The 24496-nt window shown below is 59.8% G+C and carries 19 protein-coding genes; 16 read left to right on the forward strand and 3 right to left on the reverse strand.

Annotated elements, in window-relative coordinates:
* Nucleotides 1-4: 4 nt before the first annotated feature.
* The 10 genes from CH283_RS06565 (at nt 5) to CH283_RS06610 (ending at nt 12886) form a co-directional block, all read left to right on the forward strand.
* Nucleotides 5-1222, forward strand: coding sequence for a lipase family protein (locus CH283_RS06565; protein ID WP_094640665.1), 1218 nt, complete (start codon nt 5-7; stop codon nt 1220-1222).
* Nucleotides 1219-2088 (forward strand): sialate O-acetylesterase, encoded by an 870-nt coding sequence (locus tag CH283_RS06570; RefSeq protein ID WP_255183113.1) that lies wholly within the window; start codon nt 1219-1221, stop codon nt 2086-2088. The genes CH283_RS06565 and CH283_RS06570 overlap by 4 nt, the downstream gene beginning before the upstream one ends.
* A gap of 254 nt (nt 2089-2342) precedes the next feature.
* Nucleotides 2343-3848 (forward strand): sugar transferase, encoded by a 1506-nt coding sequence (locus CH283_RS06575; RefSeq protein WP_373557652.1) that lies wholly within the window; start codon nt 2343-2345, stop codon nt 3846-3848.
* A gap of 52 nt (nt 3849-3900) precedes the next feature.
* Complete coding sequence (locus CH283_RS06580) at nt 3901-4200, forward strand: hypothetical protein (protein ID WP_094640667.1); 300 nt, start codon at nt 3901-3903, stop codon at nt 4198-4200.
* A 198-nt stretch (nt 4201-4398) separates the two neighbouring features.
* On the forward strand, nt 4399-5718 hold the full coding sequence (locus CH283_RS06585) for a UDP-glucose dehydrogenase family protein (protein ID WP_094640668.1): 1320 nt from the start codon (nt 4399-4401) through the stop codon (nt 5716-5718).
* Nucleotides 5719-6271: 553 nt separating this feature from the next.
* Nucleotides 6272-7723, forward strand: a complete 1452-nt coding sequence (locus CH283_RS06590) for a sugar transferase (RefSeq protein WP_094640669.1) — start codon at nt 6272-6274, stop codon at nt 7721-7723.
* Between the two features lie 58 nt (nt 7724-7781).
* Nucleotides 7782-8927, forward strand: a complete 1146-nt coding sequence (locus CH283_RS06595) for a glycosyltransferase (RefSeq protein ID WP_094640670.1) — start codon at nt 7782-7784, stop codon at nt 8925-8927.
* Nucleotides 8928-9006: 79 nt separating this feature from the next.
* Nucleotides 9007-10077 carry a glycosyltransferase family 4 protein gene (locus tag CH283_RS06600; RefSeq protein ID WP_176460180.1) on the forward strand — a complete coding sequence of 357 codons (1071 nt, stop codon included), beginning with the start codon at nt 9007-9009 and terminating at the stop codon, nt 10075-10077.
* Nucleotides 10077-11924, forward strand: coding sequence for a glycosyltransferase (locus CH283_RS06605; RefSeq protein ID WP_094640672.1), 1848 nt, complete (start codon nt 10077-10079; stop codon nt 11922-11924). The genes CH283_RS06600 and CH283_RS06605 overlap by 1 nt, the downstream gene beginning before the upstream one ends.
* Nucleotides 11921-12886 (forward strand): glycosyltransferase, encoded by a 966-nt coding sequence (locus CH283_RS06610; protein WP_094640673.1) that lies wholly within the window; start codon nt 11921-11923, stop codon nt 12884-12886. Before CH283_RS06605 ends, CH283_RS06610 begins: the two co-directional genes overlap by 4 nt.
* 69 nt (nt 12887-12955) lie before the next feature.
* Here CH283_RS06610 and rfbB read toward each other — a convergent pair whose 3' ends face one another.
* On the reverse strand, nt 12956-13960 hold the full coding sequence (gene rfbB / locus CH283_RS06615; RefSeq protein ID WP_094640674.1) for a dTDP-glucose 4,6-dehydratase: 1005 nt from the start codon (nt 13958-13960) through the stop codon (nt 12956-12958).
* A gap of 116 nt (nt 13961-14076) precedes the next feature.
* On the opposite strand from rfbB, the gene rfbA reads away from it, so the two are divergent.
* The 4 genes from rfbA to CH283_RS06635 all read left to right on the forward strand — a co-directional run bounded on the left by rfbA (nt 14077) and on the right by CH283_RS06635 (nt 17724).
* Nucleotides 14077-14949 (forward strand): glucose-1-phosphate thymidylyltransferase RfbA, encoded by an 873-nt coding sequence (rfbA, locus tag CH283_RS06620; protein ID WP_094640857.1) that lies wholly within the window; start codon nt 14077-14079, stop codon nt 14947-14949.
* Complete coding sequence (locus CH283_RS06625; protein ID WP_094640675.1) at nt 14946-15563, forward strand: dTDP-4-dehydrorhamnose 3,5-epimerase family protein; 618 nt, start codon at nt 14946-14948, stop codon at nt 15561-15563. The genes rfbA and CH283_RS06625 overlap by 4 nt, the downstream gene beginning before the upstream one ends.
* Nucleotides 15564-15655: 92 nt before the next feature.
* On the forward strand, nt 15656-16501 hold the full coding sequence (locus CH283_RS06630; protein WP_176460181.1) for a glycosyltransferase: 846 nt from the start codon (nt 15656-15658) through the stop codon (nt 16499-16501).
* Nucleotides 16498-17724 (forward strand): hypothetical protein, encoded by a 1227-nt coding sequence (locus tag CH283_RS06635; protein WP_141215209.1) that lies wholly within the window; start codon nt 16498-16500, stop codon nt 17722-17724. The genes CH283_RS06630 and CH283_RS06635 overlap by 4 nt, the downstream gene beginning before the upstream one ends.
* Before the next feature lie 206 nt (nt 17725-17930).
* Here the strand turns inward: CH283_RS06635 and CH283_RS06640 are convergent, their stop codons facing one another.
* Nucleotides 17931-19199 carry an O-antigen ligase family protein gene (locus CH283_RS06640; protein WP_094640678.1) on the reverse strand — a complete coding sequence of 423 codons (1269 nt, stop codon included), beginning with the start codon at nt 19197-19199 and terminating at the stop codon, nt 17931-17933.
* A 281-nt stretch (nt 19200-19480) separates the two neighbouring features.
* Nucleotides 19481-20260, reverse strand: coding sequence for an SGNH/GDSL hydrolase family protein (locus CH283_RS29005; RefSeq protein WP_094640679.1), 780 nt, complete (start codon nt 20258-20260; stop codon nt 19481-19483).
* Between the two features lie 399 nt (nt 20261-20659).
* Here CH283_RS29005 and CH283_RS06650 point away from each other — a divergent pair, with 399 nt between their 5' ends.
* Nucleotides 20660-21676 (forward strand): acyltransferase family protein, encoded by a 1017-nt coding sequence (locus CH283_RS06650; protein ID WP_176460182.1) that lies wholly within the window; start codon nt 20660-20662, stop codon nt 21674-21676.
* A gap of 645 nt (nt 21677-22321) precedes the next feature.
* Nucleotides 22322-23938 (forward strand): polysaccharide biosynthesis tyrosine autokinase, encoded by a 1617-nt coding sequence (locus CH283_RS06655; RefSeq protein ID WP_094640681.1) that lies wholly within the window; start codon nt 22322-22324, stop codon nt 23936-23938.
* Nucleotides 23939-24496: the final 558 nt, after the last annotated feature.

Below are 24496 nucleotides of genomic sequence, written 5' to 3' on the forward strand. Positions count from 1 at the left end.
ATTCATGCACACCGTCCGTAGGCTCGTCGCTCCGCTGATGCTCCTTCCTCTGCTCGCAGGATGCGCGGTTGTGGTGCCGCTCGGTGTGCAGGCGCAGGGGGCCGTAGCAGCGGCGGTGCGTGGTTCCGATCCGGAGCCGATGGACATCGCGAATCCAGGTACCGGTAGCGGCTCCATCGTCAGTGCCGAAACGATGCCGAATCTGCCGCTGCCGGTCCGGATGTCGGGTATCGAGGCGGCGAAGGTGGTGTACCGCTCGGTGCAACCAGGGGTGGGTGAGCGCGAGGTATCGGGCACGGTGTTCACCCCGTCCGGTGATGCGCCCGAGGGTGGCTGGCCCGTCATCTCCTACGCCCACGGCACCACGGGGATCGAGCAGGCGTGCGCGCCGTCGAGGTCCGCGTCGCTACTGGGCGCGTCGGCGCTCGTACAGGGTTACACCGCAGCCGGATTCGCGGTCGCCATCACCGACTACGAGGGCCTCGGACATCCGGGCAACCATGCCTACCTGGACAACATCACCGCCGGCTACGACGTCATCGATGCCGTGCGAGCATTGCGCACGGTCTTTCCCGACGTGGGTACCGACTGGGCTGCGTTCGGCGGTTCCCAGGGCGGCGGTGCTGCCTGGGCCGTGAACGAACTCGCCGATTCCTATGCACCGGAGCTGAATCTGGTCGGTGCCGTGGCTCTGGCACCCACGGCGAACATGGTGGGTCTGGTGGACAAGGCTGCGGCGGGCACGTTGACCGAGGATCAGGGACCGGTGCTGCAGTGGATACTCGAATCACTCGCTCGGCGTGACGATACCGTCGATCTCGACGACTACCGCAGCGGTAATGCTGAGCAGGACTGGGACACTCTCACCCAATGCACGCCGGACAAGGCGGGTGCGCGCACCGAGGCGGCGAAGAGGCTCGGCGACAAAGACTTTGCGCCGAAGTCCCCGGCGGCTGCCGCGGCGCTGCGTGACGAGCTGACGCGGATGGCACTGCCGACGGGGCCGGTGTCGGCACCGATGTTGGTGGCCTACGGAGATGCCGATACCTACATCGACGTGGCGTGGACCGATGCGGCACTGCGATCGGCATGCCGACTGGGCGATGTCATCACGATCGACCGGCAGGCCGGACGCGGCCATGGGGATGTCAACGGCGACGCCGTCAATCAGTGGTTGGCCGATCGATTCGCGGGGGCACCGGCTCAGAACGATTGCACGTGAACAGGGGGAGCGTCATGGGGTTCGGTCAGAACGCGAAGGTACGGGCCAAGGACGTCGTGAAGAAGCGTCTCGGACGCGGCATCGCAGTGGAGGCGATCGACGAGCCGTATCTGGTGGTCGCGGTGCTGGGACAGTCCAATGCGCACGGTGCGGGCCGTGGGTTGGATCGGTCGGGTCTCGATGCGCCGCGTCCACGGGTGCATCAGTGGGCGGCATCGGGACGATCGAAGAACACCATCGTGGCGGGCAGCAATCCACTGTTTCACGAGGTGCCCTCCACGGCAGTCGGATTCGGCCCGACGTTCGCCGCGCATCTCGCCGATGCGACGGGTAGGCCGGTGTTGCTGGTTCCGTATGCGCGCGGTGATTCGGGCTTCGCACGGATTCACGGTATCTCCTGGGATCCGGCCGACACCGGGGCGCGAGTGAATCTGTTCTGGGGTGCGATGCAACGCATCCGAACAGGACTGGCGACCAAGCCCGGCAACGAGCTCGCGGCGGTGCTGTGGCACCAAGGGGAGAGCGATGTGCCGCTGCTGACAGGGCCGGTGTACGCACAGAAGCTCGACAGCCTGATCGACACGCTGCGCGGTGAGTTCGGCGACGTTCCGTTCGTCCTCGGTCAGATGGTGCCGGACGAGATCGAATCAGGGGATGCGAACTACGCCGTCATCGATGCGGTGCACGCCGATACGCCTCGACGTAGGGCCGGAGTGGCGTACGTGCCGGGTCCGAGGGGGCTCTACAACAGCGAGACCGAGAAGATTCACTACAACGGCGAGGGGCAACGGGAGCTGGGACGCCGGATGTGGAAGGCCTTCGCCGAGATGTCTCCGAGCGTCCGACGTTCGACCGACAATGCTTGACACAGGGCGTGGATGTCGCGCTAATTGGTGGTCGGGAAAGTCCGGGGTGGGGGCCACGGGGAGAAGTCGGCAACGCTGTGGATGCGTGCGATTAATGCAGTGGAAACATGTAACGACCTGCGGGTTCATGGCGCTCAAACCACCGTCAGCAAGTGACACGACAAGTACGACAAGATAATCTGCACGACGGGGTGGCACGGAGCTGTGTCGATCACGCAAGGGTTCGACAATGCGTACGTACCGAGGGGAAATCAGTGTCAGTCAGCGATCTGGAAGCGCAGAGTTCGGTTGTCTCGCGGCGTGACGCTCGACGGTTGCGCAGGGTGACGTCGCGTCGTGAATGGGAAACGCATTACACCGAGGGCCTGCGTGTCACGGACACGGTGGTCGTTCTCGGTGCGGTGACGGTGGCGCAGATCATCCGCTTCGGCGACGTCGACTTTCGTGAACCGTGGTCCATCGTCGGCTACTTCGGAATATCCGGGATACTCGCCATTCTGTGGCTGACGTTTCTCGCCATCTTCCGAACTCGTTCTCCGCGGGTGATCGGCAACGGATCCGAGGAGTACCGCCGCATCGTGTCGGCCACGTTCCGGCTCTTCGGCACCATCGCAATCCTTTCCCTGTTGTTCCGCTTGGACATCGCCCGTCTGTATCTCGCGATCGCACTGCCCGTCGGGCTGGTCGGACTTCTGTTGAGTCGATGGGTATGGCGAAAGATCGTGTCGCGCAAACGTGCTCGTGGCGGATACCAAACCTCGGTGCTCATCGTGGGCAGTCGTAGTTCGGCTCTGGCCATGGCCACCTCGTTCGAGCGTTCCCCCGAAGCCGGCTACAGCGTGGTTGGTATCTGCCTGCCCAACTACGAGCCCGGCAACGACTCGTCGTTCACCATCGACGGCGTCGAGATTCCGGTACTCGGGGATGAACACAGTGTCGTCGAGGCCATCGAGACCTCCGGCGCAGATACGGTCGCTGTGACGGCCACCGAGCACATCGGACATCACGGACTGCGAAAGATGGTGTGGGACCTCGAGAAGAAGAAGGTCGACCTCGTGGTGTCGCCGGGAGTGGTGGACGTGGCAGGTCCGCGTCTGGTGATGCGTCCGGTCGCGAACTTCCCGCTCATCCACGTGGAGAAGCCGCAGTACAACGGCGCAAAGCGATTCAGCAAGACAGCGTTCGACTTCCTGTTCGCCGCCTCGATTCTGTTGTTGATTTCGCCGGTTCTGATCACTCTCGCCGTGATCATCAAGCTCACCAGCAAGGGCTCGATCTTCTACAAGTCCGAGCGAATGGGCATCGACGGCAAGCCTTTCCAGATGATCAAGTTTCGCAGCATGGTCCAAGACGCAGACAAGCGAGTGCAAGAACTGGCCGCCCTCAACGAAGGGGCGGGCGGGGTGCTGTTCAAGATGCGCGACGACCCACGGGTCACCCGGGTGGGCAGAGTGATGCGTAAGTTCAGCCTCGACGAGCTGCCGCAGTTCGTCAACGTGCTCAAGCGTGAGATGAGCGTGGTGGGTCCGCGGCCGCCGCTGCGCCGCGAAGTGGAAACGTACGACGGTGAAGTGCGTCGTAGACTTCTCGTCAAACCCGGTATCACCGGGCTGTGGCAGGTGAGTGGTCGATCGGATCTGTCGTGGGAGGAGAGCGTGCGCCTCGATCTCTCGTACGTCGAGAACTGGTCCATGACAGGGGATCTGCTCATCATCGCCAAGACCGCAGTCGCCGTCCTCAAGAGTGACGGCGCGTACTAGTAGCGCTGACGCTCACTCTGCGGTCGGTCGGTTTTGTTCGTATCATTGCGCAATGACAACTGTGTCGCAGAACGGACGTGACGTATCCATGGGGCAGAACACGTTTCACGATTTCCTCGCAGATCGCATCGACGTGATCGCCCGCGTCCATCTGAACAGGTCCACCTCGCTGCACGCTGTCATCTCTGACAGTGTGGACGCCTACACCTCGGCGTTCGCGGAGTTTCGCGGCACCGAGGCACCGTTGGATCTTCTGGCTCCAGAAGTCCGCGCCGAGCTGAGCGATTTCGTTCACCGCTGCGCCGAGGCCGTCGAAGAGCCGGAGAACCCGCAGTTTCCCGTTCGTCGCTGAGAAACCTCCGCTTTGCTGGTCGTTCAGCTCGTCCTGTGACTGCAGTCTCCTGGGTGACGGGCGTGATCGCCTGTGTTTACTATTCCCCTGTGTGCGCGTGATCTGAAGGCGTTGTCCTCCAGATGCTTACTGTGACGCTTCGTCACGGACTCTTGTCGAGTACGCCATTGCTCAGAACGACTGACGGGGAAGAATCAAATGCGAATCACGGTGTTCGGTACCGGCTATCTCGGTGCCACTCATGCCGCGTGCATGGCCGAGCTCGGCCACGAGGTTCTGGGCGTGGACGTGGACCCGGCCAAGCTCGCGAAGCTCGAAGCCGGCGAGGTCCCGTTCTGGGAGCCCGGTCTCGAAGAGGTGCTGCAGCGCAACATCGCCGCCGGACGGCTGCGCTTCACCGCGTCGTATCAAGAAGCTGCCGACTTCGCGGAGGTGCACTTCCTCGGTGTCGGTACTCCCCAGAAAAAGGGCGAGTTCGCGGCCGACATGAAGTTCGTCGACTCGGTCATCGAGACACTTGCGCCAATGCTCACCAAGCCGGCCGTGATCTTCGGTAAATCGACCGTCCCCGTGGGCACAGCCGAGCGTCTCGGCAAGATGGCCCGCGAACTCGCGCCTGCCGGCGACGAGGTCGAGGTCGCGTGGAATCCCGAGTTCCTGCGTGAGGGCTTCGCCGTCAAGGACACTCTGCACCCCGACCGTCTGGTGCTCGGCGTCGATCGTGCCCGTCCGGGTCGCGCCGAGGAGCTGGCCCGTCAGGTCTACGCGCAGCTGCTCGAGGAGAAGATCCCGTTCCTGGTGACCGATCTGGCTACCGCCGAGCTGGTCAAGGCCTCCGCCAATGCGTTCCTGGCCACCAAGATTTCGTTCATCAACGCCATTGCCGAGGTGTGTGAAGCCGCGGGGGCCGACGTCACCGTGCTCGCCGATGCCATCGGCCACGACGAGCGCATCGGCCGCAAATTCCTCAACGCCGGCATCGGCTTCGGCGGCGGCTGCCTGCCCAAGGACATCCGGGCATTCATGGCGCGGGCCGGCGAACTGGGCGCTGACCAGGCATTGACGTTCCTGCGGGAGGTAGACAACATCAACATGCGACGCCGTACCCGGATGGTCGAGCTGGCACGTGAGGCCTGCGGATCGCTCCTCGGTGCCCGAGTCGCCGTGCTCGGCGCGGCGTTCAAGCCCGATTCGGACGACGTCCGTGATTCACCGGCCCTGAACGTGGCCGGTCAGATCCAGCTCCAGGGTGCAGCGGTCAACGTGTACGACCCCAAGGCCATGGAGAACTCGCGGGCTCTGTTTCCTACTCTCACCTACAACAGCTCTGCGCTCGAAGCCTGCGAGGGCGCTGACGTGGTGTTGGTGCTGACGGAGTGGAAGGAGTTCAAGGCTCTCACTCCGCAGGATCTGGACGGCGTCGTGCGGAGCAAGAAGCTGATCGACGGCCGAAACTGTCTGAACCCGGAGCAGTGGCGTGCGGCCGGATGGAACTACCGCGGGCTTGGACGCCCCTGATCGCGTTCGACCTGAACGAATGATTCATTCGATGGAATGAATTCGTGTGCTCGTTTTTCTTCGATTCGACTTCTCGTTATTTCGGCGTCTACGAGCTTCGGAGTCGGCAATATGCTTGTTTCACCCCAGGCTGGGCGGTGTGGAGGTTTGTTCAGCGTGCTATCGGCGGGAGCGAGACCATCGATCGCACGATAAACGGCGCAATAACCTGTGAAGTCTCACATTGCAACGCCGATTGTGCTCATGTGTAACGATTTTGGGCCGCGGCACGGTTATATCCGGTGGGTTCCTGTCGCACACATCGCCTAGTCAGAGATGGTGTGGTAAACCGGATACCTGCTGTTATTCATTTGTGATCTGCGCCGCTCGCGTGGTGCATCGGATAGCGGCGTGGGACTATTTCAATTCGATACCAGTTGCTCTCCGGATTGGTTCGGAACAAATTCGCGCGTTCACCTCTGGTGTTCGCAGTAATGCAGAGGAGGGGAGCACGTTGGCATCTGTCGGGGCTGCACAGCGCTCTCTGTGGGGATCTCCACGTCGATCGAACGTCATGCCGACGCGCAAGCTCACCTCACGTCACGTGTGGGAAGAGCAGTACATCAGGCGCCTGCGGATCACCGACATCGTCGTCATCATCGCTTCGGTCGCGCTCGCTCAGATCGTGCGCTTCGGCGACGTCGAGACCACCGGATTGCTGTCGACAACCACCTACACCGGGGTATCCGTCGCTCTGGCAGGTCTCTGGATCATGTTCCTGGCAATCTTCCGCACGCGGTCTCCTCGCGTCATCGGCAACGGTGCCGAGGAGTACCGACGCATCGTCTCGGCCACCTTCCGTCTGTTCGGGGTCATCGCTATCGCGGCTCTGCTGTTCCGCATCGACATTGCCCGTCTGTACCTGGCAATTGCATTGCCCGTCGGGCTGCTGGCTTTGCTGCTGAGCCGTTGGATCTGGCGCAATGCCGTGACTCGACTTCGCAGCAAGGGCGAGTACAAGACCTCGGTGCTCATCGTGGGTAGCCGTACAGCGGCGGTATCGATGGCGCAATCGTTCGAGAAGTCTCCAGCATCGGGCTACGCGGTAGTCGGAATCTGCATGCCGGGGTACGAGGCTCCGCGGGACGGCGTAGTTCACATCGAGGGCACCGACATCCCGGTACTTGGTGACGAGCACGATGTACTCGATGCTATCGGGGAGTGCGGTGCGGACACTGTCGCCGTGACGGCCACCGAGCACCTCGGCCACAAGGGCATCCGCAAGATGATCTGGGACCTGGAGAAGAAGGATGTCGACCTTGTTGTCGCTCCGGGTGTGGTCGATGTGGCCGGCCCGCGACTGGTGATGCGGCCCGTTGCGGGCTTCCCTCTGATTCATGTCGAGAAGCCGCAGTACAACGGTGCTACACGCTTCAGCAAGACGGCCTTCGACCTGACGTTCGCGGCTTTGGTGCTGGTGATGATCTCGCCCATCCTGATGGCAGTGGCCATCGCCGTGAAGACCACGAGTCGGGGCCCTGTGTTCTACAAGTCGGAGCGGATGGGCATCGACGGCAAACCGTTCTCGATGATCAAGTTCCGCAGCATGACCGTCGACGCAGACAAGCAGGTTGCCCACCTCCTCGATCAGAACGAGGGTGCCGGTGGAGTTCTGTTCAAGATGCGTGACGATCCGCGCGTGACGCCAGTCGGCAAGTTTCTGCGACGTTTCAGTCTCGACGAGCTACCGCAATTCGTGAACGTTCTCAAGCGTGAGATGAGTGTGGTGGGGCCGAGGCCGCCGCTACGCCGTGAGGTCGAGACCTACAACGGTGAGGTTCGTCGGCGGCTGTTGGTCAAGCCGGGCGTCACGGGCTTGTGGCAGGTCAGCGGACGATCCGACCTGTCGTGGGAAGAGACAGTCCGACTGGACCTTTCGTACGTTGAGAACTGGTCGATGGTGGGGGATCTACTGATCATCGCCAAGACCATGAAGGCAGTAGCTGGAAGCGACGGGGCGTATTGAGTTTGCCCAAGTCGGGTGTTCGTCGCGCTGTTCTCATGTCGGGAGGGTCAGGAAGTCAATGAGCAAGTCAGTTGCAATCATCGGTACGCGGGGATACCCAAGCTACTACGGCGGATTCGAGACGCTGATCAGGCGGCTGGGGCCATACCTTGCCGAAGCAGGCTGGGACGTGACTGTTTACGGGCGTCCAGGCGCAGTCAAGACGGACGACCCTCTGCTGGACCCGCGGGTTTCATCAGTGATGACGAAGGGCCTCGAAACCAAGTCGCTCAGCACACTCAGCTACGGTTTGACCTCGTCACTCAGTGCGGCCCGTCGCAAGCCCGATGTTGCGTTGATCATGAACGTGGCGAACGGATACTGGCTTCCACTTCTCCGTTCTCGCGGCATTCCGACGGTGGTCAATGTCGACGGTATCGAGTGGGAGCGAGCGAAGTGGGGCACCAACGCCAAGCGGGTGTTCCGCGGCGGAGCTCGACTGACAGCGAGGTATGCATCGGAGCTGGTATGCGATTCGCATGAGATTCGGCGGCGATGGCAGCACGGTTTCGGGCGCGACGGAGTGTTCATTCCCTACGGAGGAGACACGCCGGATCCACTTCCGGTCGTCGACGGCCTGAAGTCCAGAGAATACGTATTGATCGTGGCTCGGTTCGTCCCCGAAAACACCGTGCCCGAGTTCCTCGAAGCCGCTAGGGAACTCGGCAAGAAGTGGAACGTAGTGATCGTCGGCTCCTCAGGCTACGGCGGGGAGCTAGACCTGGCGGCGGGGAAGTTGGCAGAAGAATCGCCCCGCGTGCAGTGGCTGGGCCACGTGAGCGACGACAAGAAGCTGTTCTCCCTGTGGCAGCACGCGGGTGCATACTTTCACGGTCACAGCGTTGGGGGAACCAATCCAGCGTTGGTCCAGGCAATGGCCTGTGGTGCACCGGTCGTCGCCCGTGACACTGTCTACAACAAGGAAGTGCTTTCGGGCGCAGGAACTTTTGTGCAACCAGACCCTGCCAGCATCGAGGCAACTGTCAGCCGCGCGATGACTGACCGAGCGTGGCAAGATTCGTCTGCGGCGCTGTCGTACCAGCGAGCGCAAGAGTTATACACCTGGGAGGGCGTGTGCAGCGGGTATGCGTCTCTGTTGGAGGATGTGGCCACGCCAGCGATGACACATCGAGATAAGCTCGTGAATCGTGTCGGGGGTAGCTAGCTCCGGTATGGGTGTCCCGCCGCCGGTACTGCGTATTATTCCGGAGCTCAGAGCCGACCATGTCAAGAGAAGCTCCAGCATGACGGCCGCGGAGACGCTGTATGTCGATACGAACCCAGATTTGCCCGGTACGCACCTGCCTAGCGGTTTCCGTCGCGTATCGTCGCTCGGACTGATCAAATATGTAATCCTTTCGCGTGCAGCTGTTTTGGAGCTTCCCGAGCCGTTGTGGGTGCGTTTTCTTCCGAAGACGGCCTTGGCTGCTTTGGCATGGAAGGCGTCGAGACTCGTTAGGCGGACTCCGGGTACGACGGTGGCCTACGCAATCGAGAACAACGAACCGGTAAATCTGCTGTTTGGAAACCGACACGTGCCTCAAAGCGTGGCGGTGCCATTGACACTGCTACTCGGACTAGTCATCCGAAGCAGCGTCGATCGCTTGTGCTTTGGCAGCGAAGGGTCGCGTGCGACGTATCAGTCGATTCCGCTGGTGAGCGGCATCGATCATTCGGTTGTGGTGAACTTGCCCGCAAGGCCGACTTTGGTGAATGCGCCCCCGCCCGATGCGAACACCCGCCGGAACAGAGTTGTCTTCGTAGGTGTCTTGGAGCCCCGCAAAGGTATCGATGTGTTGATGAAGTCATGGCCTTCGGTGGAGCAGTGCTGTCCGGACGCGGTCCTCACTATCGTCGGCGACGGTCCGATGAGCCGTGAAGTCGAGCAGTGGAGTGCCGAGAGCCCACGTACCCGCGATCTCCGCGGTCGGCTCCCGCACTCCCAAGTGTCGAGCCTCATCGGCGAAAGTGCGCTGCTTGTCGCACCGTCGGTCCGCGACGGTCGGTGGAGAGAGCAGATCGGCTTGCCCATCCTCGAAGCGTTGACTGTTGGCACGACGGTGGTGGCCAGCGACGAGACAGCGCTGGCCACCTGGCTAGCTGCCAAGGGGCATTCGGTGCTTGGTGCGCACGAGTTGTCCAAGGACTTGGCCGGCGAAATCGTTGATCGCTTGAGAACGCCGTTACCGATCGACCAAGTAGTCGCTTCGTTGCCGGAGGTGTCGGGCCGCGTTGCGGCCGACGAATGGCTGAACCAAGACCAACATTCGCCCAGTGATGGCGCGAGCGATGGGCACAGAAGAGGTGGGTACTGATGACCAACTCGGCAGCCTGTCACCGTGATCGTTTGGTTGCAATCGTGGTGCACCACAAGAGTTACGACTCGATCAAAGCTACCGTCGAACTTCTGCTAGACGACGGAATCGCTGAGGCCCGCGTCGTCGTCGTCGACAACGGTGAGGAGCCCGGTCGGCAGGATGAGCTGACTTCAATGCTGCCAGCCGGGGTGCACCTCCTTTTCGAGAAGAACCGCGGCTACGGGGCCGCGGTCAACCGTGGTGTCGAGTACGCCGATTCGCTGGGTGCGCCCTACGACTACGTTCTGGTGTCCACTCACGAGTGTCGTGTCGAAATGGGTGCCGTTCCCACGCTTGTTGCAGCTCTGGACCGAAACACTGACGCAGCTATCGTTGGGCCGACGCTCATCTCGGGAGAAGCGAACCAATTTATCTGGTCCGCAGGCGGATTTCTTACCCCGACATTGCGGCTACCGCGGCATTACTTCCATCGCGCGACGGAACTACCTCCGCTGGCAGATGCCGAGGTTGAGAGGGAATGGCTCGACGGGGCATTCTTGGTCACCAGGCGTTCGGCATTGCGAGAATGTGCGGTGGACGAGCGATTCTTCATGTACATGGAGGAAGTCGATCACCACGTCGCACTGAGAAATCGCGGATGGAAGATCATGTGGATACCGTCAGCGCGTGTATGGCAGTCTTCCGGCGGAATTCCGCCCTACTACCTCGGGCGCAATATGCAGCTGTTTCAGAGATGGAACGGGACAGCGGTCAGCCGATTGGCGGCCACCCCTTGGTCGATCGCGCATCGGGCTCTGTCCGACGTGCGCCATGGGAAGGGATTGAACAGCGTAGCTGGCATGATCAAGGGCTGGAACGATTCACGCCGAGTGATGGACGCAGCTGACGGTGAGGTCGTTATCGTCAATCCCCTCGGCGGCGCGCTTGCACACTACGAACGCGAACTGACCGACGTTATTCACTCAGTGGGCCACGGCACCACGACCTTGTCGGCATACGAGCCCTCACACAACGGAGGATCTCGGCTTGGATGGATCCTGACCTACCTTCGGCTTTTGCTCCGTTCGCGATTGATCAGGAACCGCCACGCCACGGTTGTGTTGTGGCCGGTCTTGGGCTACCTCGATGCTGTGCTTACTCGACTTCTTGCTGGATCCAAAGCTTTTGTCGTACTACATGACCCAAGTCCACTAGTGCGGTCTGTGGGGTATGACCGACTCTCCGTCGGCCTCGCTAGGCTACTCGGTGGTGGCAGATTCATCATCCACGGCGAAGCCGCGGAAGATGTCACGAAACTCTCCAGCATCGAAAGCACTACGCTGCCGCACCCGGTCCTCTCTCCGATTCGACGCCGCGGAAAGCGTTCGGACCACCGAGTCGTCCGGGTACTCGGGCAGTACAAGGCCGATAGAGATTTGGTTGCTCTGGAAGAGATTGCAACCTCGTTCGCCGACGAGGGTATAGATTTCGAGATATTGGGTCGTGGCTGGCCTTTGGTCAAGGGGTGGAACGTCACCGATGTCTTCCTATCCGAGCAGGACTTCGACGATGCTGTGGACTCTGCGAGTGTCGTCGTGATTCCATATAGCAAATTCTTCCAAAGCGGCGTGGCAATCAGGTGCTTCGAGCGAGGGACCCCGGTAGTAGGAGTGGGCGGAACCAGTCTCGACGAATTGGTCGCCGAGGATTGCCAACTCCTCGTCGGACCCTCGTACTCCACCAGTTGGTCCGAGGCCGTGAAGTATGCGCTGGATTTGAAAGACCCTGCTGGCCTCTCAGAATCGAACGCTGTGCGGCTCGCCAGCGTCGCTGGCTGGAATCGCTGGCTGGGGTCACTCTCATGAGCAACGAACTGACTCTGCTGGCGCTGGGTCGAGGCTCCGACAGAGTCGACGAGGCGTGGGCGCGTTCCGGACAAGTAACTTCGATTGTTCGGTTCGAGCGCGCGGCACCTTCTGGAGTGCGCTTCGGAAAACGGGTCTTCGGGATAGCTGTGGACTCGCTTTTGCTGGCAAGCAAAGCGAGACTACGGCACCGCAATGAACGTTTTCTGTGTGCCAACCCGTGGATCGCGGTTGCGCTCAGGGCAGTCGGCCTCTCGGCTCATGCAGTAACCGGACTGTACGCAGTGCCAGGTACCAACAGCTGGAAGCTTCTTCGGCGTTCGTTGAGGAACACCCCGATCGTGACCACGGCCGAGATCGAAGCGGAACAGTGGGTGGATCAGGGCGGCAAGGCGACCGCTGTCCTGTACGGCAACACTTTCAAGTACCCCGTGGCCGCGAGATCGTCGGAGGTACCGACAATCTTCATTGGTGGGACCTCGGATCGCGATGCCGATTTGATCGACTCCCTCATCGACGAAGTCCGAAGTGACACCCAAAACGTTCGACTTCTCGTTGCAGACGGTTCAGGTGCCAGAATCTGGACGGGTGAGCAAGCGGAGATCGAACACTTCGGCAGAGTAAGCTCCGAAGAATTTGGCAGGATCATGAGCACAAGCAGTGTCGTCTTTTTGCCAATTCTGAACAAGCCAAGGGCTTCTGGGCACATGGTGTGTGTCGGCGCATTGGAGTGCGGGTTGCCGGTGGTGTCGTCGGAATGTACTGGTATGGATGGATATGTTGACGGCGAGTTCGTGACATACCTGGACCCGATGACATCGATTGTGACTCAACTGATCGAACGCGCTGCCGAGTCGCCGGACAGCCTCCAGATCATTGAGTTCTGGGAAGACAACTTCAGCCTGAACGCGTACGTCGGTCGTGTACTCGCAGCGGTCGACAAACTGACAGCGCTGCCATAGCCGTCTATTGACGGTGTTATCGCGCAGAATCGCCGTCTGAGAGGCCGAGAATCAGGCTGAACCGGTGTCCTAGGGCAGTACGGACTCTTTCGCCGCGTAGCCCGCCTCGGTGGCGTCTTTCTGCGGTCTCCACCACTGCTCGTTCTCGCGGTACCAGTCGATGGTCGCTTTCAAGCCGGCGCGGAAGTCAACATAGGTTGGTGTCCAACCCAATTCGGTGCGCAGCTTGGTCGAGTCGATGGCGTAGCGCAGATCGTGGCCGGGGCGGTCGGTGACGAAGTCGAAGGCGTCGGGTGCGTTTCCGGTTTCTTCGAGGATCGCTTCGAGGACGGTGCGGTTGTTGGCTTCGCCGTCGGCTCCGATGAGGTAGGTCTCGCCGATGCGGCCGCCGTCGATGATGGCCCAGACGGCGCTGTTGTGGTCGTCGACGTGGATCCAGTCGCGCACGTTCTGTCCTGCCCCGTAGAGCTTGGGCCGAGAGCCACTGAGGATGTTGGTGATCTGGCGTGGGATGAACTTCTCCACGTGCTGGTAGGGACCGTAGTTGTTCGAGCAATTCGAGATAGTGGAGCGGACCCCGAACGAGCGGGTCCAGGCACGCACCAACAGGTCGCTCGAGGCCTTGGTGGAGGAGTACGGACTCGACGGGTTGTACGGGGTCGATTCGGTGAACCGCGCCGGGTCGTCGAGTTCGAGGTCGCCGTAGACCTCGTCGGTGGAGATGTGGTGGTAGCGGACGTCGTGTTCGCGGACCGCGTTGAGCAAGGTGGTGGTGCCGATGACGTTGGTGTGCACGAACGGCCACGGGTCGGTCAACGAGTTGTCGTTGTGGGATTCGGCGGCGAAGTGGACGACCAGATCGGTCTCGCGGACGAGGCGGTCCACGAGGTCCGCGTCGGCGATGTCGCCGTGCACGAACTCGATGCGATCCGCCACCGGGTCGAGGGAGGCTCTGTTGCCGGCGTAGGTGAGCTTGTCGAGCACGGTGACCTGGGAGTCGGGACGCTGCGCGAGGGTCTGATGTACGAAGTTCGCGCCGATGAACCCGGCCCCACCCGTGACGAGAATTCTCATGAACCAGGACGCTACTGGGTGGGCATGCGGTAGCGCCGTGTACGGCGGTCGATGTCACATCGATTCGTTTGTCTGCACCGCGCGGTCTGGCGACACTTCTGGAAGACTTCGCGGTCATGCGGGGAATCATTCTGGCGGGCGGCACGGGCTCGCGTCTTCATCCGATCACGATGGGCGTCAGCAAGCAGCTGGTCCCTGTCTACGACAAACCGATGATCTACTACCCGCTCTCGACACTGATCCTGGCCGGGATCCGCGAGATCCTCATCATCACCACCCCGCAGGACGCCGACCAGTTCACGCGCCTCCTCGGTGACGGTTCCCAGTTCGGCATCGACTTGACCTACAAGGTCCAACACGAGCCGAACGGTCTCGCCCAAGCGTTCGTATTGGGTGCCGAGCACATCGGCACCGACTCCGCGGCATTGGTGTTGGGCGACAACATCTTCTACGGCCCCGGCTTGGGCACCCAACTGTCGCGGTTCGATCACATCGACGGCGGAGCCGTGTTCGCCTACGAGGTTTCCGACCCCACCGCCTACGGCGTCATCGAATTCGACGCCGACCGCAAAGCGATCTCGTTGGAAGAGAAACCCGCCGCCCCGAAATCGAACTACGCCGTCCCCGGCCTGTACTTCTACGACAATGACGTCATCGCCATCGCCCGCGACCTCACCCCGTCCGCCCGTGGGGAATACGAGATCACCGACGTCAATCGCCACTACTTGGAGGCCGGCCGCCTCCACGTCGAAGTCCTGCCTCGCGGTACTGCCTGGCTCGACACCGGCACCTTCGACTCGCTGCTCGACGCCTCGAACTACGTGCGCACCATCGAACAACGCCAGGGCCTCAAGATCGGATCCCCCGAAGAAGTGGCCTGGCGACGAGGATTCATCACCGACGACGAACTGCGCGTGCGCGCCGAGACGCTCGTGAAGTCCGGGTACGGCCGCTACCTGCTGGAATTGATCGACCGAGGGAACCGATGACCTTTCGTGAACTGAGCATCGCCGGTGCCTACGAGTACACCCCCCGCCAGTTCGGCGACGACCGCGGAGTGTTCTTCGAGTGGTTCAAAGCATCGGCGTTCGAGGCCACCACCGGGCGGTCGTTGGAGCTGCTGCAGGCGAACTGCTCGGTCTCCGCCGCCGGGGTCCTACGCGGGATCCACTTCACCACCAACCCACCCGGGCAGGCGAAATACGTCACCTGCGCCCGCGGAGCGTTCCTCGATGTCATCGTCGACCTGCGCGTCGGATCGCCGACGTTCGGGCAGTGGGACAGCGTGCTGATCGACGACATCGACCGCAAAGCGGTCTTCCTGTCCGAAGGACTCGGCCACGCCATCTTGTCCCTGGAAGACAACTCGACCGTCATGTACCTGTGCTCCCTGGAGTACACCCCGGCCTTGGACCGCGACATCAACCCACTCGACCCAGCCCTGGGCATCGACTGGCCCACCACCGCCCGCGACGGCACACCCCTGACCTACGAACTCTCCGACAAGGACACAGCCGCACCCACCCTCGCCCAAGCCCTTGAAAAAGGGAGCCTTCCTACCTGGAAAGTGGACGAGCACGAGGACCAAACTCGCGTCGACTAGATTGTCCAGGTGCAACAAGTCCGTTGAGGAGGTGTCCTCGATGTGGTCGTGAGCTAAGGATGGACAGGGATTTGATAATCTTCGCCGGAGTAGTGACCTTCAATCCCGACATCAGCAGGCTTCGCGAGAACCTTTCCGCAATCGAGGGTGCAGTTGCTTGCATCATCGTGTTCGATAATGGTTCAAAAAATGTCGATGACATCCGGCAGCTCCTGGCCGACGTGCCGGCAGCATTTATGATTGAGAGCAGCGAAAATTTTGGCATTGCAACGGCGTTGAACGGGATTGTCGGTGCCGCGGGCGAGCGGGGTGCGGATTGGGTACTGCTACTGGACCAGGACTCTGTCTGTAGACCTGGGTTGCCTTTAATCTTGGCCGAGCATGCTTCCGAAGACATTGCCATCATTTGTCCCGACATTGTCGATCGCAACCTCCCCTCGCGAATGGCGACCACCGCCCCGGCAGTGAGCGATGTCGAGGCATGTATTACTTCAGGTTCGCTGACAAGCATCGCCGCATGGTCGGAGGTGGGCGGATATGACCAGGGTTTTTTTATTGACTATGTCGACTTCGATTTCTGCCTGCGACTCCGAATGGCAGGCTACAGGATTGTTCGCGACCCCCGTGCAAGTCTATTGCATGAGTTGGGGAACAGTAAGAAGTATTGGAAGTTCACTAGCTATAATTATTCAGAATTTCGCCTCTATCACATGTCGCGGGATATGATCTATTACTCGGTCAAGCACCGTGCGATCAAAGCGACATTGAAGATGAATGGTCGAGGTCTATTTGGTAACCTTTTGGTTCTGCTCAAAAAGATAGTGGTCATCTTATGCTTCGAGAAGCGAAAAGCAAGGAAAGCGTGGGCTGTGTTGCGAGGTGCCGCGTCCGGGCTTTTGACGGCGGCCGCAAGCGGCAACGGGGTTAACGCTCAATGAGGATAGAAAAGTCGCTCTTTCGTGCACCGGCACTGTCCCTTGCTTCTCAAGCAATTGGTGTGGTGCAGCTATTTGCGCTTCTGTGGCGGCATGGTGCCAGCAACGCGACGGACGCATACTTCTACTTGTTCAACCTCGGAAATCTCCCCACTCAAATCTTGATTGTGGGAGTCTTGTACCCGATGCTGCTGAATGAGCAACGCATTACACGGGGTGCTGCCAGAAAGTTCGGTTATATTGTATCGGGAGTGAGCCTGGGGGCAATAGCGCTCGGTTGGGCGTGGTTGACGTATACGGGCCGCGTGACTGACGATCTCATTCCGATCATCTGTTTGAGTGCATTCAATGCCGCCTTTCAGGCTCTGATATGGCACCGCGCCGTACTGGCAGAGGCAGACGGCACCCCGCAGTGGATCTCCGCTGTTGCACTCCCGGCCAACTTCCTTGCAACCTGCGTCATTCTGTTGCCCTGGCCGAACTCAACAGTCACCGTCACCGCCATGATGGTTGCTCTTGTCAGCGCGAATGGCCTATTCCTCATCTCGATGATATCGCTACGGGTTGGCAGGGCGGTGCTCGATCGGTTGCCAGCGACTTCGCTTGTCAAGCACAGGGCACCTTGGTGGTTTCTGGCGAAGTCGGGTGTTGGATATGGCGGTTTGATGGTGGTCCAGTCGATATCTTTGGTATTGCCGCCCTCGACGCTTACACTGCTGACCGTTCCAATGAAAATCGTCGCCTCGGTGTCCGCCACGTTCACGAATGCGATTCTTCCTCGCCTTATTCACCAAAGCAGCACGTCACCAGAGGAAGGCCGTAGATTTCTAAGATTGGCAGCTGGCGGGTTAGCAATCGCAGGAACATTGCTCTTCCTTGGCGCGCGGCTATTTTTGCCTGAGTATTCTTTGACTGCCCTTGTGATTGCACTTTGGCTAGTGGCTTCTGCGGCGTCGTCGGTAGCTCAGCGGCTAGCGTTTAGGTTTCTGAAGCCAAGTGCATCACGAATAACTCTAATCGTAGTTCCAGTGATCGTGGTGGCAACGCTTGTTTCGTCAAAGTTTGACGGGTTTGGCCTGATCTCACTCCTGTGTGCGTATGCTGCAGTCGACGCAGCGTCGGGTTGCCTATTGCTCTTCGCGCTGAGAGACCGACTGATGGCTTTTGTCACGACTCTAATTCTGGTCAACCTTGGTACGATTTGGCTTTTTGTGCTGGCTTCTTGAATATCCAAACCCGGACTGAATTGGTCGATGAAGAACAGGGCACGGCATATGAGACCAGCGGTATCCCCTACGAATCGCAGTCGGGTTGTTGTTGCTTCGCGATTGCGCGGCGGGTCTTGTGCTGGCGAATAGAGGAACTTTGGGGTTTCGTGGGATGAAGATCAGGCGCCGGGAGCATACGGAATGATCCGATAGTCTAAAACTTCTCATTTGGAGATAGGAGGTTCCGCTGCTTGCTCTACATTCTGAGCGTCAGCACCGAGGCCTGCCTTCTGGGAACTCTTGTCCTTTTGCGTGGCGAGCCAAGCAAGGGTTAAAGCAAGTCCGAACCAGAAGATTGGCATATAAGTCGCATTAGAGAACAGGCTGCTTATTGCCACCACGGATGTGATCTGTCCTGCCAAACTGCGGACGCTAACAAACAGGAGACCAATGATGAGGGCGACAAAAGGAACGGCAAGCCACCTAGAGTCAACCCATAGTCCGAATATCCAGTTGCTCGCCACTGAGTTCGACGATTCATCTAGGTATAGCTTACCGGATACCCCGACTCGACCTGCTGCACTCAATCCCCTGCCATACCAGGGGGACTCGTCGGCCAAAGCGAATAGCCCTTGAGTTTGTTGAATTCTGGCCTGTCCCGATACGTCCTCTGAGTCGAGAGCAATTGTGCGCTGCAGGCGGATTAGCAGGTCATTTGTCAGCGCTGGCAGGAAGTAGAGAAGTGTGGTCGCACCGATGAGTGTAATTGCAATCGCCGTTCGGCGATGAGTTGCCTGTCCCTGGTCGCGGTATTTTCGCCAAAGGTAGTTAGCAGCCGTTGCGATGATAACGGTCGCTACGAGCGCGACCCAGGCACCCCGAGCGAAGGCCAGGACCCACATGACAGTGCACATAGGCAACGCGATTGCCCTCTGCCACCGTTTTATTGGAAGGTGCCAAGCAAGCAGTATTCCAACTGCGCAGTACATCCCCAACCAATCCGGTTCTGGCCAAAGTCCCGAGGGTCGGCCGACTGCTGAAATGTCCAAGTGAACCAGGCCGGCTCGCGAAGGAAACAACCCGACTAGTTGCCCCACGCCATACCCGCCAGAGATCGTGATTACGGTTAAGGCGCCTTTCGCCATCACCAGTCGTTCGTGCTGCGTCGAGTACATAGCCAGCGATAGAGCCGATAGCACGAGCAACGCCAGCTGGACAGCAAGGCGGGGATTCCCTACAAGGTCACCCGCGACCACCGACGAGGCCACGAGGGCACTCGCGAGGAGAAGTAGCGCCATCGGCGTCGTAAAAGTGGTCCGCCGTGAAAGGTGCAGGATGACCCAGCCGAAAGTCAGCAACGTGAAGACGTGGACGTTGGCGACCTGCAGGCTTGTCAGCACCGCGCTACCACCGATCGCCGCAGCATGCAGTTTTGTACGTAGCTTTGTAGGTGTCGCTGCGAGCAGGAGCAGGAGAGCGACAAGAGCCAACATAGACGGGATTAAGACGAATGGGTCCGACGGCACTTCCTAAGCCTATGGGTGATGGAGTGCGGTGGCTATTCCAATGGAAACCGTTTGCTCGCAAGTGGCTCTCTGCACGAGCATCGCCACCTCTAGCCCGCCACTTGCGGCCGCGGGAGGCGCTGGGTCAAACTTCGACACCCGTCCGTCCATGATGCGGTTGAGATGCCGGGGTAAGGCTCAGTCGTCTAAGTGGTCGATCGCCCGGTCGAGATGGGGGGGCTGACCCGCGATGCCCGACAGTGCATCTGTCAGTTGACTGCATCGCATGCATATAGTCTCGGCAAATCGAGCTTATTGAGGGCACCTGTTAACCTCCTCGCTATGCTTGCGTGCCCGGATGAGTTTGGTACGAATCCGTTGCTTGAGTACTCGCCTTGTCCAAGCCATCGGCCCGTTGTCTCGTCCAACGGGTCGACGAATGTAACCCCCGCAGAGTCTGCAGAAGCGCGAATTTCGGATCGCAGGGCCTGCGTGGTGTCCGGTTCGACGGCTGGGGGGTCTAGCGGACCCACCACAACGATTCGTGCACTCGGTGCCCGCGACTTAAGTTCGCCAAGCACAACCGCTGATTGAACTGCGGCCAGCCCGTTAGCCGGATCAGCAGCACTGGACTGAACGATAATGAGCTCGGGGTCATTGGCCGTGACTGCGGCGATACGGTTCGGGAACCCATAGGTATTGGAACCGGGTTGAGCGACGACGAAACCGGAACCTGGCTCCGCATCGACGGTGGTCCGCCAGCAGAGTTGGCGCGAAAGTATATCCGCGTAGCCCTGTTTCGTACGAGTGCCGGCACCCCGGGCGTATTCATCGCCCAAAACTGATACACGGAGGTATTCGTATTTTGGCGGGTGAATCGTGGACAGCTCGCCAGTTGCTTGAGCTGGCTGTCGTGCGTCCGGGAAACCCACGGCCAAAACCACAAGGGCAATCGAAGCAATTAAAACTACTCCGACCGCCAGGGGCTTACCATAGAAGACGGTTCTATGTCGACCATGCGGATGTCGCCGTAATTGAGTAGTGCCCACGAGAACGCATCATGCCCTACAGTCGCGCTGCGGCGCGCGGTGAGTGGTCCGCGACTGCATGGGGCGGGCAGATTTTGACTTCGCGCTCGTGTTTGCAGTGAGGTTGCTTGAACTTGGTGCGCAGTTCGCATGGCAGAAGATTTCACTGCCGACTGCCGCTTGAGATCGCATTTCGGTCTGATGTGGTCGATTCCATCAGAGGTATGGTGGCAGACGCAGATCTACTCATCTCGCTGCGGCGGAAAGAGGCATACCGGCGCGGGGACATGGTCGGCAAGGCCGGAGAGAACGCCGATCCGGTTGGCCACGCTCGAATGACACGGCAAGCATTTGTCTGTCAGGTACGGCAAGATGTGCAGAGTCACCATGGTTAGCTATGCGCAAGGAAATACCGGAGGCGTGACTGTGCCCATACGATGGATCAACTCGGCACGTGGGTTTGCGATCCTGCTTGTCATTCTTTACCATGCGGCGCAGTGGTCTTCATCCGCTGGCTTCAGTTCAGATGCATGGAGCGAGGTGAACGATAGCCTGGCAACACTTCGACTCCCATTGTTTTTTGCGGTTTCTGGAATGCTCGCTGTTAAGTGGATGGACAAGAGTTGGCGAGCCATGATGGGTGTAAAGGTAGTGTCGCTTGCTTGGCTATATTTGGTCTGGCAAGCGATCACACTTTTCGTCTACATGCTTGTGCCGAACACGGCGACCCCCGGAAAGGGGAACTTCCGCGAGCTGCTCACAGCTGTTGCGACTCCGCTGGTCCCTCAAGGGGCGTTGTGGTTCATTTGGGCACTTGCCCTGTTCTTTATGCTGGCAAAGATTTCGTGGCGACTTCCGCGATGGTTAGTCTTGCCGGGTGCCGCCGCAATCTCGACAGTAGTCTCAAGCGAGACCATCCAATTGGGGAATGTTGGATGGGATGGTGCGGCAAGCAATCTCATCTTTTTTCTCGTGGGGGTTTCGTTTTCTTCGCAGTTAAAGCGATTTGGAAGTTCGCTCCGCGCGCCCGTTGCGATCATGTTCGTATTCGCTTGGATTGGCTACATCAGCCTTGTGCCCGACTACGAAGCTGTTGGTCTAAACCTTGTCTCGCGAGGGCTTGGCATGGTCGCGGGTATCTCAATAGGTTGCTTAATTTCGCCGATTTCTGCAATTTCGTGGATAGGTGTGCGAAGCTTGAACTTCTATCTTCCGCATTACCCGATTTTGATGGTGACTGCATACGCTGCATCAGTCTCTTCGCTGTCGACAACGTCGGCAGTTTGGCTCCCCATGGCATTTTTCGGCATCGCGGTAGGTTCGTGCTTCTCGCTCTTATTGCTTGCCAGATGGTCTGATGTTGTTAACTACGCCTTCGCTCTGCCACCCAGAATAGCCTCCCGTTTAGAGGGTTGGTCGGCCGATCAGAAGCAATGAAGGATTGCCGACGGCAGAATTCAAGCTATGGGCAGCATCTGTGGACTATAGTCTATTCAGTCGTATTGTCTGTCCGAGGTTCGTGCATCCCCTTGCTTGGCGAATATTCAGCGCACGGTCCACGATTCGACCCCTGTATCTCACGCGGATAGACGCTGTTGACAGTGCACAGACTCTGGTCGATCCCGTATCCAAGGCATGACTGGTTCGCGATGCGCAGTAAACTTGGAGGCCTGGATGTGTGTTGGGCCAACTGCCTTGTCAGCCAATTGGTGACGAACGTTGGTTCAAAGCTTGCACGTTCTGAGGATCACCAACGAAACTAGTTGCAAACTATTTTGGTGTGTGCGTGTTCAATCTCACCTTCCCTTCGACGGGGCGCGTGAAGGTGGCGGTGGTTTTAAGCGACCGTCAATTCGAGCCCCGTGGTTCGGGGCCCACCCACAAAGATCGCCCAGAAACTGGCAGATCGCCTCCTTTTGCGCGCAGTGCGGGGGATCTGGCTAGTAACGGGGCCGTCAACGAACAGTTGAACCGGGCCTGCGATCTGCTGGATCGCCAGGTGTACGGGATCAACAGACCTATGTAACGATTGAGCCACACAGGTCGCGATGCACCGAAACGAAACGACGAGGAGCCCGAGGCATGGAGATACAGGATTACCTAAAAATCCTGAAGGCACGATGGATCGTCGTGGCCGTCACCGTGATCGTGGCGGTTCTTAGCTCGCTGGGTGCATCGCTCTTGACCACTCCGTTGTACGAGTCCAGTGCGCGGATGTTTGTTTCTACCTCCGGCGGCACCTCGGTAAGTGAGACGTACCAGGGCAACCTGTTCTCGCAGCAGCGCGTGGCGTCCTACTCGGAGTTAGCGACTAGCAAGGCACTTGCGGCCCGAGTTATCGACAGATTGCAGTTGGGGCTGAACCCTGGCCAACTCGTGGCCAAGATTAAGGCGTCGTCCGCTCCGGACACCGTACTTTTCGACATCACAGTCACAGACGCGTCCCCGGCGTTAGCTCGTGACATCGCTAATGCGTTAGCCGCAGAATTGATTACACAGGTCCGCGAACTGGAGACACCCGAGGGTGGTGGGGTTCCGTCAGCTGGTGTCAAAACCTTCCAGGAGGCCACCGCAGCAGCCGCACCTGTCACGCCAAACATCCAGCGAAACGTGGCACTCGGTGCGGCTGTTGGACTCTTACTCGGTGTCGCACTCGCGGTACTGCGTGACCGCCTAGACAATACGATCAAGGATCGTCGCGAAATTGAGTCGATCTCCGGCAAGGCGCTGGTTGGCACCATCCCGTTCGACAAGGAGCGGACGACAAAACCGGCAGTTGACTTCCAGGACTTGGCGCAATCCTCCAGCGCCGAAGCTTTCCGTGAGCTCCGTACCAACCTGCAGTTCCTTGAGGTCGATCATCCGCCCCGCGTCATCGTCGTCACCAGTGCGATTCCGAGCGAGGGCAAGACGACCACGGCGGTGAACTTGGCCATCTCGCTTGCCGAGGCCGGCCACCACGTCGTTCTCGTCGAGGGCGATCTGCGTCGTCCTCGCATCTCGAAGTACCTGGGCCTCATCGGTTCGGTCGGCCTCAGTACCGTCCTTGCGGGGCAGGCGAAGGTGGATGAGGTGCTGCAGCCGACCAAGTACGAGGGCCTGCAAGCCATGGCATCCGGTCCGATTCCGCCCAACCCGTCCGAGCTGTTGGGATCGGAAGCGTCTCGCGCCATGCTGGTGGAGCTGCGATCCAAGTTCGATTACGTCATCGTCGACGGCGCTCCGCTGTTGCCGGTAACCGATTCGGCCGTTTTGACCACACATGCGGACGGTGCTCTGATGGTCACTCGCTACGGGCATACCAAGAGCAACGAATTGGTCAGGGCCATCGGCAATTTGGAAACGATCGGAGCGCACGTCCTCGGTGTGGTGCTGGCATTGACTCCCTCGAAGAAGGGCGACATGTACAGCTACTCGTACAACTACGTCGCCGATACGAACTTGCCCAAGCAGGTCCCACCGGTTCCCGCGCCGGCACCTCAGGCACCGGTCGCCTCGACGACGTCGGTGACCCCTCCCGCTCCCGCACCGGTGCATGCTCCGCCGACGCGACAGTCCTCTCCTCGGTCTGCTTCCGCGTCGCCTGCTGCCGGCCCGCGTACCAGAGAGGCAGCCCGGGAATCCGAAACCGACCCCCGATCCCAGCGGCCGGAGACTCTGCCCAGAAACGGCACTGAAAACCCGAGACTGCGGAAGTAGTCAGAGACCGCGGAAGTAGACGGCAGGTATCGGGCTCAACTCGGTCGTTTCGAGTTGGACTTCGGCCGTCCGCTTGTGTCGATCACAATTCCCGCGAGAGTGATCGCCGCCAGTAGTATCGGCGTCGAGACATTTAGGAACTGCGCGATGGTAGCGACCGGGAACAATAGTTGGATGACCACGGTGAGCCTGTCGCAGATGCTGGTTTGGTTCTCTTCTGCATGCTCATACGTAGTTCCTGACGTCGCAGTTGATGATGGCCGCGTCGAAGTCGCACCCGTTGCCGTCGGAAAAGCTGCTGATGTGCAGTGGTTTTCGTGTCCCATCCGCCGACCAAAAGCATTACCTAACGCAGGTTATGCACCGCTTTGGCAGGCCTCCACGGGGTACGCAATCAACGCCCCGGTACTCCTCCCGAATGGGTTCCACAGGCAGGCGCACCGCAGCGGGAACCTCCCGGTACCCAGTTCGATGCGACGGAGTTGGCACTGTGGGCTGTCGCGTCCGGCCTCTCGTCCGGTGGCACTACCAGACAGGTGCCCGTGAAGACTGATGATG

This window comes from Rhodococcus sp. 05-2254-2, assembly GCF_002259095.1.
GTDB lineage: Bacteria > Actinomycetota > Actinomycetes > Mycobacteriales > Mycobacteriaceae > Rhodococcoides.